Annotated in this window: 15 protein-coding genes and 1 tRNA gene; 11 read left to right on the forward strand and 5 right to left on the reverse strand. The window is 61.9% G+C overall.

The annotated features are described in order from the left end of the window. Window positions 1-85 precede the first annotated feature (85 nt). Entirely contained in the window at window positions 86-490 is a 405-nt protein-coding gene (locus EV286_RS14315) for a hypothetical protein (RefSeq protein ID WP_132957809.1), read from the forward strand. A gap of 50 nt (window positions 491-540) precedes the next feature. Here EV286_RS14315 and EV286_RS14320 read toward each other — a convergent pair. Beyond that, window positions 541-627 (reverse strand) — tRNA-Leu (locus EV286_RS14320). Window positions 628-938: 311 nt separating this feature from the next. Here EV286_RS14320 and EV286_RS14325 point away from each other — a divergent pair. Further along, window positions 939-1,385 carry a BA14K family protein gene (locus tag EV286_RS14325; protein WP_207909839.1) on the forward strand — a complete coding sequence of 149 codons (447 nt, stop codon included), beginning with the start codon at window positions 939-941 and terminating at the stop codon, window positions 1,383-1,385. A 4-nt stretch (window positions 1,386-1,389) separates the two neighbouring features. Here EV286_RS14325 and EV286_RS14330 read toward each other — a convergent pair whose 3' ends face one another. After that, window positions 1,390-1,683 (reverse strand): SelT/SelW/SelH family protein, encoded by a 294-nt coding sequence (locus tag EV286_RS14330; RefSeq protein WP_132957811.1) that lies wholly within the window; start codon window positions 1,681-1,683, stop codon window positions 1,390-1,392. Window positions 1,684-1,873: 190 nt separating this feature from the next. Here EV286_RS14330 and EV286_RS14335 point away from each other — a divergent pair, with 190 nt between their 5' ends. From EV286_RS14335 to EV286_RS14355, 5 genes are all read left to right on the forward strand, one after another. Next, on the forward strand, window positions 1,874-2,326 hold the full coding sequence (locus EV286_RS14335; RefSeq protein WP_132957812.1) for a DoxX family protein: 453 nt from the start codon (window positions 1,874-1,876) through the stop codon (window positions 2,324-2,326). Window positions 2,327-2,482: 156 nt separating this feature from the next. Further along, window positions 2,483-3,796 carry a hypothetical protein gene (locus tag EV286_RS14340; protein WP_132957813.1) on the forward strand — a complete coding sequence of 438 codons (1,314 nt, stop codon included), beginning with the start codon at window positions 2,483-2,485 and terminating at the stop codon, window positions 3,794-3,796. Window positions 3,797-3,833: 37 nt separating this feature from the next. Further along, entirely contained in the window at window positions 3,834-5,786 is a 1,953-nt protein-coding gene (locus EV286_RS14345; protein WP_132957814.1) for a hypothetical protein, read from the forward strand. Between the two features lie 90 nt (window positions 5,787-5,876). Further along, the gene (locus EV286_RS14350) at window positions 5,877-6,584 is read left to right on the forward strand and encodes a type 1 glutamine amidotransferase (protein WP_132957815.1); all 708 of its coding nucleotides are present in this window, start codon (window positions 5,877-5,879) and stop codon (window positions 6,582-6,584) included. A 92-nt stretch (window positions 6,585-6,676) separates the two neighbouring features. Continuing rightward, window positions 6,677-7,480: a potassium channel family protein gene (locus EV286_RS14355; RefSeq protein ID WP_132958064.1), complete on the forward strand. Its 804-nt coding sequence runs from the start codon at window positions 6,677-6,679 to the stop codon at window positions 7,478-7,480. Window positions 7,481-7,496: 16 nt separating this feature from the next. On the opposite strand, the gene EV286_RS14360 is transcribed toward EV286_RS14355, so the two are convergent. Both EV286_RS14360 and EV286_RS14365 read right to left on the reverse strand, forming a co-directional pair. Next, entirely contained in the window at window positions 7,497-8,888 is a 1,392-nt protein-coding gene (locus EV286_RS14360) for a hypothetical protein (protein ID WP_132957816.1), read from the reverse strand. A 105-nt stretch (window positions 8,889-8,993) separates the two neighbouring features. Beyond that, a complete protein-coding gene (locus EV286_RS14365; protein WP_132957817.1) occupies window positions 8,994-9,191 on the reverse strand; it encodes a hypothetical protein in 198 nt (65 codons plus the stop codon). A 486-nt stretch (window positions 9,192-9,677) separates the two neighbouring features. Between EV286_RS14365 and EV286_RS14370 the strand changes: the two genes are divergently transcribed. Next, complete coding sequence (locus EV286_RS14370; protein WP_165932845.1) at window positions 9,678-10,358, forward strand: hypothetical protein; 681 nt, start codon at window positions 9,678-9,680, stop codon at window positions 10,356-10,358. A gap of 11 nt (window positions 10,359-10,369) precedes the next feature. Here EV286_RS14370 and lepA read toward each other — a convergent pair whose 3' ends face one another. Then, window positions 10,370-12,202 carry a translation elongation factor 4 gene (gene lepA, locus EV286_RS14375; protein WP_132958065.1) on the reverse strand — a complete coding sequence of 611 codons (1,833 nt, stop codon included), beginning with the start codon at window positions 12,200-12,202 and terminating at the stop codon, window positions 10,370-10,372. 118 nt (window positions 12,203-12,320) lie between these two features. On the opposite strand from lepA, the gene EV286_RS14380 reads away from it, so the two are divergent. The 3 genes from EV286_RS14380 to EV286_RS14390 all read left to right on the forward strand — a co-directional run bounded on the left by EV286_RS14380 (window position 12,321) and on the right by EV286_RS14390 (window position 14,527). Beyond that, on the forward strand, window positions 12,321-12,890 hold the full coding sequence (locus EV286_RS14380) for a helix-turn-helix domain-containing protein (protein ID WP_132957819.1): 570 nt from the start codon (window positions 12,321-12,323) through the stop codon (window positions 12,888-12,890). Between the two features lie 19 nt (window positions 12,891-12,909). Next, window positions 12,910-13,428, forward strand: coding sequence for a GNAT family N-acetyltransferase (locus tag EV286_RS14385; protein ID WP_132957820.1), 519 nt, complete (start codon window positions 12,910-12,912; stop codon window positions 13,426-13,428). A 73-nt stretch (window positions 13,429-13,501) separates the two neighbouring features. Continuing rightward, window positions 13,502-14,527 (forward strand): histone deacetylase family protein, encoded by a 1,026-nt coding sequence (locus EV286_RS14390; protein WP_132957821.1) that lies wholly within the window; start codon window positions 13,502-13,504, stop codon window positions 14,525-14,527. Window positions 14,528-14,531 lie beyond the last annotated feature (4 nt).

Consider the following 14,531-nt stretch of genomic DNA (forward strand, 5'->3'; position numbering starts at 1 on the left):
ATAAGCAGCGACTCCCCACCTACGTCAATCCAAAGACGATGCCTCTGCCTTATCCCTCCCTGTCCGGTTGGCATGAGTATGCCGGATGCAGGAGCGGCTGGAGCAGGGCGGTATTGTCGGGTCAAGCTGGGCCGGTTTTCGAGGATCGATGGTGATGCGCTTTGACAGGATGATCGCGGCTCTCGGTGTCGTGCTTGTCGGTATCGCCCCGGCTGCCGCTGGCTCTGCTTCGAACTTGAAGCTGCCGCCGCAGGAAGCGCCGCTGCAACTCGGCTATCCCTACAAGGATCTGCCCGGCGTAACGGCGCCGAGCATTAATCCGCCGCCCGAATACGATTGCCGCAGCGAAGTCGATCTGATCCGTGGATGGCGGGATATCGAATACCGCTTCGACGGCATGCCCCGGCTCGTCTATGTCTGCGAGCGCGACGGCGTGATATTCAAGGGAACGAAGACGCCGAAGATCCTGCCCTACCAGCCGATACGCTGAAGAGCGGCCCAATAGTGGTCCGTTGCTAAGTAACGTAAATTACAAGGGAATGGTGCCCAGAAGAGGACTCGAACCTCCACACCCTTTCGGGTACCAGCACCTGAAGCTGGCGCGTCTACCAATTCCGCCATCTGGGCGACGGAGAGCCATGTACGGGTGTGGCTCTCTGGTGTCAACAGGCTTTTTGAAGTTTTCATGTCGATCCTCGAAAAAGCCCCGGGCACGTCGACGGTCGGCCTTTTCGGACGCCACGAACCATCTGCTGCGCGAGAGGGCCCGGACATGGTGCTCTCGCCGGGAGCGCCCGCGGCGTGCAATTGTCGGCTGTGGATGGTACTCTGATTGAGACGTTGGAACCGGTCGGTGGATGTCCGTCACAGGGGGAAGCGCGGGCAGCCGCGGGAACGATCCGGCGGCTTTCGCTGCGGACCAGCAACAGGAGCGTAATTTGCCCGCCTCTTATAAAGCCGTGCTTGGCAGCCTTCTTGGTGCCGCCCTTTCCCTCCCGGCCGCGGCTGCGCCGCTTCTGCCTGCCGCCGCGACGATGAGAAATCCGCTCGTCATCGAGGCGCAGGTCCAGTGCGACTCTCGCGGCTGTTTTGGCTTCGGGCCGCAGCAATGGCATCGCCGAAGCTACGTCCAGCCGAACTACAAGCCGCCCGGCACGCCGCCGATCTACTACCAGCCGCGCGACGCCGGCCCGCCGCGCCTTTACTATCCGCAACAGCTCGTCAAGCCAGCCCCGGCGCCGGCGCCCAGTGCTCGTGCGCCCGTCAGCCGCGATACGCGCCATATCGAATGGTGCTCGAACCGCTACCGCAGCTACGACCCGTCTACGAACAGCTACCTCAGCTTTCGCGGCGTCTACGTGGAGTGCCGTTCACCGCGCACATGACTGCTCAGCTCTCGAACGACTGGCGGTCCACGTGACCGAGGTCTCGACCGGGTTCTATGATGTCGCGCACGCGCTGTTTCAGCTCCTTGGGCCCGGGGAAGCCGCCATCGCGCTTACGCTCCCAGATGAGCTCGCCGTTCACCCGGATCTCGAAATTGCCGCCGGTTCCAGGCAGCAGCGCCACTTCCCCGACGCTGTCGCCGAATGTCTGGAGGAGTTCCTGCGCCATCCATCCGGCTCGCAGCAGCCAGTTGCATTGTGTGCAGTAGAGTATGGTGATGCGGGGCTTTTCGCTCATGAAGTGAACTCCTGTACCGTCTCCTTCACGTAAGCGCCCCAGGCTCGCATCGCAATGCGCAATCACGTCGCGGTCACGGCAAAGTCAACTCGATAACTCATATTTTTACTGGATGTGGCGTGGTGCCGCCTTGCCTCCTGCCAGCCGGTGCCGAAAGGATGGCGGATCGAAGCAGTATGAGAGGGAAATCATGACCGACTTTCAAACCACCTCGCGGCCCGCGCTCGTCGTTCCGGCGCTGGGTTCGATCTATGCCGGCCTGCAGATGACAGCGGAGACGCTGCTCCGCGTGGTCTCCGGGGCGCTTCTCGCCGTCCACGGCTACGGCAAGATCCTGAACCCGTTCGGCGCCGTGGGCATGGTCGAGGGGCTCGGCTTCTATCCCGGCATCTTCTGGTCGCCGCTGCTCGCAGCGACGGAATTCTTCGGCGGCATCTTCCTGGCGATCGGTTTTCTCACGCGACCGGCCGCATTCGCGGCGACGATCGTGCTCCTCGTCACCGTCTATTTCCACTGGATCGTGCAGTCGCAGGGGCTTGGCGGCGCGGAGAAATCGATTCTCTGGGCGGCGATCACGCTTTTCTTCGTCATACGCGGCGCAAACCGCCAGTCCGTGGACGCCAGGATCGGCAGGCAGTTTTAACCGGGCAGGCTTGCCTTTGGATGACACCTGCCGGCGCGCCGCCGGCAGGTCGGGCATGCCTCATGAGAAACAAGCCTGTGGATAAACTTCAGTGGGGATTCCCACGAATCGCCACCCCGCTGAGACTGACGCACAACTTTGCCGGGGGGTGTCGGTGTGCGATCAGGAAATTCCGCCTGCGGTCACCAGGGAGTTCTGCTTTGCGGCAGGCTCCTGGCCGCGTTCCTCGTGCTGGTCCTCGCGGCTTGCGCGCCTGCCGGCGAAAACTATCTGAGAAACGGCATCGGCTCTTCGCTCGCGCCTGCCGATATTCGCAATTCCACGCAGACGCTCGACCAGTATTTCGCCTTGCTGTGCAGCCAGGCGGGACTTTCGTCCTCGCCGGACGTCGGGACCGGTTGCCGGATGCCCGCCTTCGACGAGAGAGCATGGACGGTCGTCGTTCTGCAGGGAATGAACGATATCGACCGCCGCTGCGACGCCTATCTCGAATGGCTCGACGACAGGAAGCGGTCGCGCGCGCCGCTGCTGAGCCAGGTCAATGCCGTACGCAACACGACGACGACGATCATGGCGCTCGCCAATCCGGATTCCGCGATCGCCCTCTCCATAGTCGGCGAGGCCTTCGGTCTCCTGACGCGATCGATCGAGAACTACCATTCGCGCCTCCTGCTCGAGATCGAATCCTCGACCGTGAATTCGGTGGTTATCCAGGAGCGCTTTCGTTTCCGGCGTGAAACGCAGACGTTCACCTATTCGAACCGGCCCGCGGCAGAATATGCCCTGCGCTCATATCTGCGCATCTGCCTGCCCTTCGCGATCGAGAGCCAGATCAATGATCTGTCGACGCTCGGTGCACGCCGCGAATTGCCGAGAAGCGACAACTCGCTCTTCCAGTCCCCGGCTGTCACGCCGATGCTCGGTGCGGCGCCTCTGCAGGCAACTGCGCCGGTGACGACGAGGGTGGTCGAACGTCGGCCGCCGCCTGCCGAGGGCTGGGCCACGGCCAGCCAGATACGCATCGACGAGGCAACCGCAAAGGCCATACAAAGGGCGATCTGCCTGACCGGCAGCGATGTCGACGGCAACTTTGGGCCAAAGACGCAGGCCGGGCTGAAGATATTCGAATCGATTTCGCCACAGAACCCCCTCGGAGCCAGCGACTGGCGCAACGCAACGATCAATCTCAGTCCTCCTCAGGTAAACGACCTGAAAACCGAATGCGTGCCGAACGCGAAGAACTATGTCGAGAACCAGCTCCTGACGAGAAATCCTTCAATGGGTGCACTGGTCTCAAAGGCAATACGCGACCGGACAAGCGTCACCGACAATTCGCTTGGCTTTACCTCGCTGAGACCGCAGATCACCAAGCTGAGGGACGACCTCAAGCTTGATAACGGTCCAGAAGGCATGTTTACGGATCAGATAACGCCAGACCTGTTCAACGCGCTGGTAAAGCCGCAAGATTAGTGGATAGCGCAGCGCAAACGCCAGAGGATCGGAATCGATGTTCTACAAGGCGCTTCAATTCGTGAATATGCGCAACGGCCCTTCGCTGGATGAAGCCGTTGTTACCCAGATGCTGGCAGACGACGTCGGACGCGAGATCGAAGCCAGCGCCGACGGAGTTTGGCATAAGCTGGAGATTCTTGGCCTGGAGCGAACCGGCTGGGTGAGGATAAGGAACGATCTGGGCGATATCCTGCAGGAGGTCGAGGCGCCGCCGCGGCCCGATTTCACGCTCTGGGCGTTCCTGAAGTCCTGCGTCGACGCAGAGATCTGGATCAATGAGCAGAGCAAGGAGCAGGGTTTCTTCGTTCTGGCCGACTACCTGATCGCCTGGGCCGACATTGAATCGAAACTCAAGAACAGCCTGCCAAAGAACCCGCTGACAGACGGTGCCGGGCCCTTTCAGATAACCTCGGCCGACTGGCAGCGCTTCCTCGATTCCAAGTTCGGCAAGGATTTCTCCGCGGGGGATCGCGACGACGGGCTCGACCAGACGTGCGGGGCTGCCTTTTTGGCGCTCGAAGCCATGAAGGCGATCAGCGAGGGCATCACGCAACAGGATGTGGCCAATGGCGATGATGAAACCTCGGGGCCGACCGGCCCCTACATACCGAGTTACGTGGACGTTCTTCTGGCTCATCTGATCGGCACCAAGGCCGCCATCGACGTTCGCATGGCAAAGCTTCGTGACGAGGGCGGCAAGTTCATCGATACGATCCTGCCGGCCCATTTCAGCCCGGAGGATCTCGCCAAGCTGATCACCTTTCGATCATCCCTGCTCAAGGATGCAAATGACAAGATCGAGACGATCGACGGCTTGCTCCTCAAAGCGGAAAGCCTGCTGAATACCGAGCTGCAGAAAGCCTACAAGCTGATCTCCGAGAATACGCCGGAGGACCTGCCGAAGGTCGATGGAACGGCGCCATGGCTTGCATTTGCCGACAGGGAGCGCTCGGATTGGGAACAGAGCCTGATCAATGAAAGCACGGCGCAGGGGACGGTGCGCGTCCTTGAATATTTTCGCTCCATCAACTTCGCGACGGGATCGGTCGTGCCCTGGTGCGGTGCCTTTGTCGGTTTTTGCATGAAAAAGGCCGAGTCGCCCTTCTCCGATACGGTGGTGGAAGGACCCGCCCGGGCGGCGAACTGGAAATCCTGGGGGAATGTTTCCATTCCGCTTGGGGACCCCAACGTGCCTCCGGGAGCGGTGGTGGTGCTTGCGCCGGAGAAGGGTTCGGCGCGTTCCGGTCATGTCGGCTTCTTCAGTCGCTACTTCGGCGACAACGACAGCCTCGTCGAGATCCTGGGCGGCAATCAAAGCGATACGGTGACGCGGACCAAGTTTGCGCGGTCGAAGATTGCAGCGATACGCTGGTTCAGCCCGGCGGTCATGCGCGACACCAAGGGGGCTGAGAGCGCCTTCACCGGCTCCAGTGACGAACGTTTCGGCAAGCTGCTGGACCTCATCGGTGTACTCGAAAGCAACGGCAACTACAGCGCCTTCTTCTCCAATGCGCGAAACAAGAATGACCCCGCCTTCACGACCATGACGGTGAACCAGGTTCTGGCCTGGCAGCGGGATTTCATCGCGCGCGGCAGCAAGTCTTCAGCCGTCGGCAAGTATCAGTTCCTGCGAAAGACGCTGGGCGGCCTGCGCGATCAGGGGGTTCTTTCCGGCGGTGATCGCTTCGACGAGCGCAGCCAGGACAAGCTGGCGATCGCGCTGATGAAGGGCCGCGGTCTCGGCCGCTACCTTTCCGGCGTGCTCTCCAGCGAGGATTTCGGTGTGAACCTGGCAAAGGAATGGGCTTCGCTGCCGGTGCCGAAGCAGGTGCGGCGTGGCAATCGACTAGTCAATTCGGGCCAGAGCTACTACGCGGGCGACGGGCTCAACCGCTCTCTCGTCTCGGTCGAGGGCTTTATGGCGGTGCTGCGGGCGGTTCGCGGCTAGGGCTGATATCCCGAAAGCTGTGGAGCCGGCTTGCGTCGATTTGGCACTCATGGTGATGTCCGGCCGTAGGGTCATTTGGAAGGCACGGGCATGCGGGTTGCAATCATCGAGAACATGCACGGCACCTATCTCGGGCCGCTTGGTGTCGCGCTTGCCGAGGTAGGCGCCGAGACGGAATGGTTCCAGCCCTGGCGCGACGGCCGCCTGCCGCAGGATGTCAACGACCATGATGCTCTCGTCGTGCTCGGGGGCGAGCAGAGCGCGCTGGACGACGAGGCGCATCCCTATTTGGCCGATCTCGCGCGACTGATGCGGCGCTTCGAGGAGGCGGACAAGTCCGTGCTCGGCATCTGCCTCGGAAGCCAGTTGCTGGCGCGTGCCTACGGCGCCGAAAATCTGCTCGGCACCGCGCTCGAATTCGGTTGGCATCAGGTGGCCGTAACCGCCGAGGCGTCCGCCGATCCGCTGCTTTCGGCGCTTGGCGGCGACTTCACGATCTTTCAGTGGCATGCCGACACCTTCTCCCTTCCCGTCGGAGCCCAGCGGCTGGCGTCGAGCAATGTCGCGGCCAATCAGGCTTTTCGTATCGGCCGGGCAGCCTATGGCACGCAGTTCCACTTCGAGGCGGATTCGGCGGTTGTCGAGGCATGGAAGGTCGAGTTTGCAGAGTCGATCCGGCGCATGGAGCCGGGCTGGCTGGAGCGTTATGCCGAGCTCGTAGAAAGGCACTCGGGGGCCGCCGACATGGCGGGCAGGGCGATCGCACGGGCATGGGTGAAGACGATAAGGACGGCGTGACCGGCCCAGTTTGCGCGAACTGTCGACCGCCGGTTCTTGGCGCGGCGCGTGGCACACTTGAAGGCCCCGGCGCGCGCACCTATCTCGGTTGTATGGGGGAGCACGCGGAAACTGACAGTCGAGACGATGAGGCCCTGGGCGCGTTGCGCGCGCGGCTGAGGGGACTCTATCTCGGCACGACCCCAAGCGCGATCCGTTTCCAGGTGGCGATGGGCCTTATCGACGTGGCGATCATCGTCTTCTTCCTTGTAGGCCCCTATCTCGGTGCCGGACGCTCCTATCTGATCGTCGATTTCACGATTGCTTTCGTCATCGCCTGCGAACTTGGTGTCAGGGCGCTGATCGCGCAGGATCTGAAGCGGTGGCTACTGCGGCCGATGACCTGGGTCGACATCATCGTGCTTGCGACGCTGCTCCTGCCGACGCTGCTTTCGAACTTCGCCTTTCTTCGTGCCTTTCGCATCTGGTCGCTCAGCCAGAGCAAGGCCTTCAGCCTGCTCGTCAAGCGCGCGCGCTGCGCGGAGTGGGAGGATCTGGTGCGTGCCTGCATCAACTTCCTGACCTTCCTCTTCCTCGTGACCGGCTTCGTCTACACCTCGTTCTTCTACAAGGACGCGGGCATCGACGGTTTCGTCGATGCGCTCTACTTCACCGTGGCGACGATCACGACCACCGGCTTCGGCGACATCACCTTGCCCGGCACGCTCGGCAAGCTCACCTCGATCGTGACGATGATTTTCGGCATTTCCCTCTTCGTGCGGCTGGCGCAGACGATCGTGCGACCGCACAAGGTGGCCTTTCCCTGTCCGCAATGCGGCCTGCAGCGGCATGACTACGATGCCGTGCACTGCAAGGCCTGCGGCCATGTCCTCAATATTCCGGATGAAGGCCACTGAGTGCGGGGCTTCTGCCTCAACCTGGTTCCTGTGCCTGTCGCAGGGCACGCGCGGCCTGCAGCCAGAGCCATATGCGGCAGGCGAGCAGCAGGACGAGCGCCATGGCGACCATCGATGTGGCGGAGACGAAGAACGACGGCAGCGGCCGAGTGGTCCTCAGCGTCCAGAGGATCCAGCCAGCCATGAGCGCTGCAAACAGGATTGTCCTCAGCGTCATGAATGGCAGGCTTCGCCCGGCGATATCGGCAAGCCAGGGCTTGAGCTTCGCCTGGTCGTCTGCTGCGGACAGCGAAACCGCAAGGCACATCTTGCGCAGGGCCGCGGCGGTCAACAGCGTGGCGACGCCCGAGGCGACGGCGATGATCATCGGCAAGAGCGGCGCAAGGGTCGCAAGCGGAAGAGCCACGATCTTCAGCGGACCGCCGAATTCGCCCAGCTGGGATTGAAGCGCCTTGGTCTCCTCCTCCAGCCGCGCCAGTTCGGCGGCGACGGCCTGAGAGGAAATCTCCTGCTGTCGCGCAGCCTCCAACGCCTTCTGCTGCAGCGTTGCGAGATTGACCTGGGACTTCGCCGCATCCTGGATGCCTCCCGCCAGAGCCTCCATCATTGCCCCGATTGATCCCGCCTTTCCTGAGACGGTGCGCCACCACTCCGTGTCGGCGGGTGCGGTGAACCGCAGGCCATCGACCTGGTTGCGCAGACCCTCGATCTTCTTCTCGAGGTCCGCGAGCTCGGTCGCGGCTTCGCCGGTCTTCGTGCGCGCTTCGGCGATCGCGGCGGTCGCCGCCTGGATATCGTCGTCGATCGCCGGCAGGAACTGGTCCTGCCAGACCCCATTCGCCTGCTCGAAGCTCGGCGAGACAACCACGTCCTGGATGTATTGCGTCAGGGGCTCCTGATACTGGGATACTGCGCTCGCATTGGTTCCGAAATGGGCGATCATGCGCCTGAGATCGGGCGCCATCGGCCGAAGGCTGATGCCCTGCGGCTGGATCTGCTGTTGCTGCTGTTGTCGCTGGACCGGCGGCGAAAACAGCATATCGCCCGCCTGGCCGGCAGCCTCTTCCTCGTCCATGCCGATGAGCCCCGCCACCACCTCGTTGAGCTTGCCGAAGCGCTCGACAAGATCGGAGAGAAGAGTGTCGGAGACCGCCTTTGCGGAGGCATCAATCTTGTCAGCAAGAGCCTTTGTGAGCTGCGAAACCGGTGCAACTGCCGCTGAGACGGCGCGCTTCTCAGCAAGATCGCGGTCGATCGCCGCCTTCTCTGCACTTCTTGTGGCAAAAGGCGCCACGATCCCGACGTGGAAGTAAAGGAGCGCCGCAAGCACGATCAGATGCCACCTGGTGGTCTGTTCGCACTGCGACCGTGCCGTCTTGAAGAACTCGACCGCGAGATCATCTGCCACGACATCCCCCGTCACGCGCGCGCTATGCAATGGACCGATGATAGCACAACGGCTGCAAGGATACTGATCGAGTCGACCAGCGCTCGAAAGCGCTGGTCCATTTCGTCATGCGGCCCGCAGCTTGAGAGCTGCTTCTCGGCTACCGACAAATTTCCGTTCCTTGAGAATTTCGTTCACTCGGCCCGGATTGACATCGAAGCTCGCGGCGATCCGGTTCTGGAACTCGCCGTTCCCGTGACGAAGCCAGATCTGGACGGCGTCATCGAAGGTAAGCGCGTAACTCGGCATGTTGTCATTGGTCATCATGACCTCCTGACTTCAAAAGACATGCCCTCTTGAAACGGAGACCGGGAAGTGCGATTCTGAAAAGGTCAACTCACCAGAGATCGGCATTCCCAGTTAGTCCGTCCAACGGATCGGGGCTTGTCCGCTGACACCACGGGTCACATCGCACATCGACTGGTACTCGATGTGTCTTGTGGCCCTTTTCGTTAAAGCCAACCGCGACGGCGCTCGTTGCCGCGGTCGGCTATGGCTCTTCTGCTCATTTCGATTCCTTTCTGTTCTTAAGAATCCACGTATTTACGGCACTGTCAACGATGCTGTTGATTCAACAAAGCCGTAAACCGTAGATTTTTGTTGAAGAGGCAATGTCATTGTGAGATGGTCACCTAAAAAGGAGCGTACGAAATGGTTGCAAAAGAGCGAAGTCCCTCATTTCCATTCGTGCCACTGAAAGTGGCTCTCGGCCGACTCGCCGCGCTCGATCAAAAATTTGGGAGGTACCCCGTGCCCGCTGACAAGGCCGGCCTCGCGTGGGGTATGAAGGAAGGCAGTAGCCAAGCGCATCAGATGCTCGCCGCGCTAAAGTCTTACGGGCTTGTGGCATATGAGGGTGCTTCCAGGGATCGCAAAGCAGTCGTTACTGATGAGGCTCGTACGTACTTACGGGCGCAGCAAGAACAGATTAAGAAGCAAGTTATTCGGGAGGCAGCTCTTAAACCGAAGCTGTTCAAGCTCTTCCAGGGCATATGGGGTGGTCAACGCGTTCCCGATGAAGTTCGCATAGACGAGCTTGTTTTGCAGCATGGCTTCACAGAAAGCGCCGCGCGCACATTTCTTCGAGTCTACGATGACACTTTGGAATTCGCAGAACTAACCGACGGCGTTGAACAGCTCGGCGATGCCTCTGAGACGCCAGAAGATGTGCCGTATGGAGCGCATAGCGATCTTATTGCTACCCCATCTCGGCCACATGGCGCGTCATCGACCGATGCCGCGCCACAGCAGCACTTGCGTCCAACTTATGCGTCGACCGCAACAGAGGGCTGGACTGAGGAGCAGCTCATTGATGACAGCGGTCACGAGATTCGTATCCTCTATCGAGGAAAGCCTTCAGAGCAGCGGTACGAATACATTCGAGACTATCTCGATTTCAAAATTTCTCGGCTTCGCAAGCTTGGCGATTAGCCGCCAAGCCTTTACTCATCGCCCATCTTGAGCGCAGCGATGAAGGCTTCCTGCGGGATCTCGACCTTGCCGAACTGCCGCATGCGCTTCTTGCCTTCCTTCTGCTTTTCCAGAAGCTTGCGTTTGCGGGTGGCGTCGCCGCCGTAGCACTTGGCGGTCACGTCCTTGCGCAGGGCCGAAATGGTCTCGCGGGCAATGACGTTGCCGCCGATCGCGGCCTGGATCGGGATCTTGAACATGTGCTTCGGGATCAACTCCTTCAGCCGCTCGCACATATCGCGGCCACGCTTTTCCGCAGACGCGCGATGGACGAGCATGGAGAGCGCATCGACCGGCTCGCCGTTGACGAGGATCGACAGCTTTACGAGGTTGCCTTCGCGATAGCCTTCCAGATGGTAGTCGAACGAGGCATAGCCCTTCGAGATCGACTTCAGGCGATCGTAGAAGTCGAAGACGACTTCGTTGAGCGGCAGATCGTAGGTCACCATGGCGCGGCTGCCGACATAAGTCAGCTCGGTCTGAATGCCGCGGCGGTCCTGGCAGAGCTTCAGGATGCCGCCGAGATAGTCGTCCGGCGTCATGATCGTCGCCTTGATCCAGGGCTCGCGGATCTCGCTGATCTTGACGACGTCGGGCATGTCGGCCGGATTGTGCAGTTCGCGTTCGCTGCCGTCGGTCATCGTCAGCTGATAGACCACCGAAGGGGCGGTCGCGATCAAGTCGAGGTCGAATTCGCGCTCCAGGCGCTCCTGGATGATTTCGAGATGCAGCAGGCCGAGGAAGCCGCAGCGGAAGCCGAAGCCGAGCGCGGCCGAGCTCTCCATTTCGAAGGAGAAGGAGGCGTCGTTGAGGCGCAGCTTGCCCATGGCGGCGCGCAGATCCTCGAAGTCGGCCGCATCGACCGGGAAGAGGCCGCAGAACACCACCGGCTGCGCCGGCTTGAAGCCCGGCAGGGCCTGCGCCGTCGGGCGCTTGTCCTCGGTGATCGTGTCGCCGACGCGGGTATCGGCCACTTCCTTGATCGAGGCGGTGATGAAGCCGATTTCGCCCGGGCCGAGGCTGTCGACATTGACCATCTTCGGGGTCAGAACGCCGATGCGTTCCACCTGGTATTTCGCGTCCGTCCCCATCATGCGGATCGTCTGGCCCTTGGTGAGCACGCCGTCGATGACGCGCACCAGAACCATGACGCCGAGATAGGTGTCGTACCAGCTGTCGACGAGTAGCGCCTTCAGCGGTGCCTTTTCGCCGCCCGGGCTCTTCGGCGCGGGAAGCTTGTGGACGATCGCTTCAAGCACATCCGGGATGCCGAGGCCGGTCTTGGCCGAGATCAGCACCGCGTCGGAGGCATCGATGCCGATGACTTCCTCGATCTGTTCCTTGATGCGGTCTGGCTCGGCGGCCGGAAGGTCGATCTTGTTGAGCACGGTGACGAGCTCATGGTTGTTGTCGATCGCCTGATAGACGTTGGCGAGCGTCTGGGCTTCCACGCCCTGCGAGGCGTCGACGACCAGCAGCGAACCTTCGCAGGCCGAGAGCGACCGAGAGACCTCGTAGGCAAAGTCGACGTGGCCGGGCGTGTCGATGAGGTTCAGGATATAGGTCTCGCCGTTGTTTGCCTTGTAGTGCAGGCGGACGGTCTGCGCCTTGATCGTGATGCCGCGCTCGCGCTCGATATCCATGTTGTCCAGCACCTGCTCGGACATCTCGCGCTCGGCGAGGCCGCCGGTCGTCTGGATCAGGCGGTCGGCCAGCGTCGATTTGCCGTGGTCGATGTGGGCCACGATCGAGAAATTGCGGATATGCGAAAGCGGAGTCGTCGGATTGGTGCTCATGCGCGCCATATAGCAGTGCCGCCCCTTGCCGCAAAGGGGAAAAGCAGAGCTTTCCCAGCGAGAGAAGCCACTTGATTCCATCATCGGATAATGTATTTCTCCTATAGTAGAATTTCTGGATCGGAAGATGGAACAGGAACTCGAATTGGCGATCGGTGTGCGCATTCGCACCCTGCGGATGGAGAAGGGGCTGACCCTGGACGACCTCGCCACTGCCTCGGGGGTCAGCCGCGCCATGATCTCCCGCATCGAGCGCGCCGAGGCGAGCCCGACGGCCTCACTGCTTGCTCGCGTCTGCGCGGCCCTCGGTCTTTCGCTTTCGGCCTTCTTTGCCGAGGATGGCGAGGAGGCCTCGCCACTTTCCCGGAGGCAGGACCAGCAGGTCTGGCGCGATCCGGAGACCGGATATCTGCGCCGTTCAGTTTCGCCGCCCGGCACGAGTTCCACCGTCGACATCGTGGACGTCGAATTTCCACCCGGCGCTCGCGTCAGCTTTCCACCCCATGCAGCGAGCCACGGCATGACCCAGCACGTCTGGCTCTTCGACGGCGAGATGGAAATGACCGTCGGCGAGACCGTGCATCGGCTGAGGCCGGGCGATTGCCTCTTCATGCCGGTGGGCGAGGGACACGTCTTCTATAATCCGGGCCACGCGCCGGCACGCTATTGCGTCGTGCTGGATCGCGGCGGCCGTTAACTCATCCGAGGGAAAAAGCATGCCGAATATCCGTCTACTCTCCGCCACCGAGGCCCGCGCGGCCATTCCCGACCTTTGCGAAGTGCTTGCCGATTGCGTTAATGGCGGTGCCTCCGTCGGCTTCATGCAGCCCTATGGGCCGGCCGATGCCCAGCTTTATTGGGAAGGCGTCGCTGAGGCGGTCGGGGAAGGCGCTACCCTGCTCTTCGTCGCCGAGGCTGAGGGCAAGGTACTGGGCACCGTGCAGGTCGGCGCAGCGCAAATGCCGAACCAGCCGCATCGCGGCGACCTGAAGAAGCTGCTCGTGCATCGCGCCGCGCGCGGGCGCGGCCTCGCCCGCCTGTTGATGCAGGCTGCGGAAGCGGAGGCGGCCCGCCGCGGCAAGACGATCCTTGTGCTCGACACGGCGACCGGCAGCGATGCGGAGGCGATCTATCCGCGGCTCGGCTGGGAGCGCGTCGGCGTTATTCCGGACTACGCGCTTTGGCCCGAAGGCGGACTTTGCGCCACCACCTTCTTCTACAAGCGGGTCGCCTGAGCCTCTGATGGGCCATTGACAAGCCGCGGAAGGCTCCGTCCTATCCGAACCATTCAAATCAGGGAGCAACCGGATGCGCGTCATCTATTCCGAGGATCACAAACTGCGCGATGCCAAGACGGAGCTGCATGGCGGCCTGCTTGTGAAGCCCTTCGAGGGGCCGTTCCGCGCCGAATGGATCCTGGAAGCGGTGAAGCAGGCGGGCTTTTCGGATATCGTCGCGCCGGAGCGCCACGGTCTCGAGACGGCGTTGAAAGTGCATGACGCCGGCTATCTCGATTTCCTTTCGAAGGCCTGGGAGATGTGGAAGGCAAGTGGTGCAGAGGGCGAGGCGATCCCGACGTCCTTCCCGGTCCGCCGCTCGACGCTGCGGGTACCGAACGATATCGACGCCCTTCTCGGCTACTATGCCAATGCCGCGGAAACGGCGATCACGGACGGCACCTATGAAGCTGCGATCGCCGCGATGCAATGCGCCGTAACCGGTGCGGACTGGCTGAACGGCGGCAATCGCTTCGCCTTCTCGCTTTGCCGGCCGCCCGGCCACCACGCCGGAATCGACCTCTTCGGCGGCTATTGCTTCATCAACAATGCCGCGGTTGCCGCCCAGCGCCTCCTCGATCTCGGTGCGAAGAAGGTCGCGATCCTCGACGTCGACTTTCACCACGGCAACGGCACGCAGGACATCACCTACCGCCGCGGCGATATCTTCTTCGCCTCCCTTCACGGCGAACCGGCCGATGCCTTTCCGTATTTCTGGGGCTACGCGGACGAGACCGGCGCGGAAGCGGGCGAGGGCTGCAATGCCAACTATCCCCTGCCGCGCGGCGCGCTTTGGGCCGCCTGGTCCGCGGCGCTCGCCGACGCCCTTTCCCGCATCAAGGGCTTTGGTGCCGAGGCGATCGTCGTCTCCCTTGGCGTCGATACCTTCGAGCGGGACCCGATCAGCTTTTTCAAGCTGACATCGGAGGATTTTACTCGCATGGGCGCGATGATCGCGGCAGCCGGCCTGCCGGTGCTGACCTGCATGGAGGGCGGCTACGGCGTGCCGGAACTCGGGCTCAATGTCGCCAACATGCTGACGGGCCTCGAGGCTTAACGAC

This window comes from Rhizobium sp. BK251 (assembly GCF_004345245.1).
Lineage (GTDB): Bacteria > Pseudomonadota > Alphaproteobacteria > Rhizobiales > Rhizobiaceae > Rhizobium.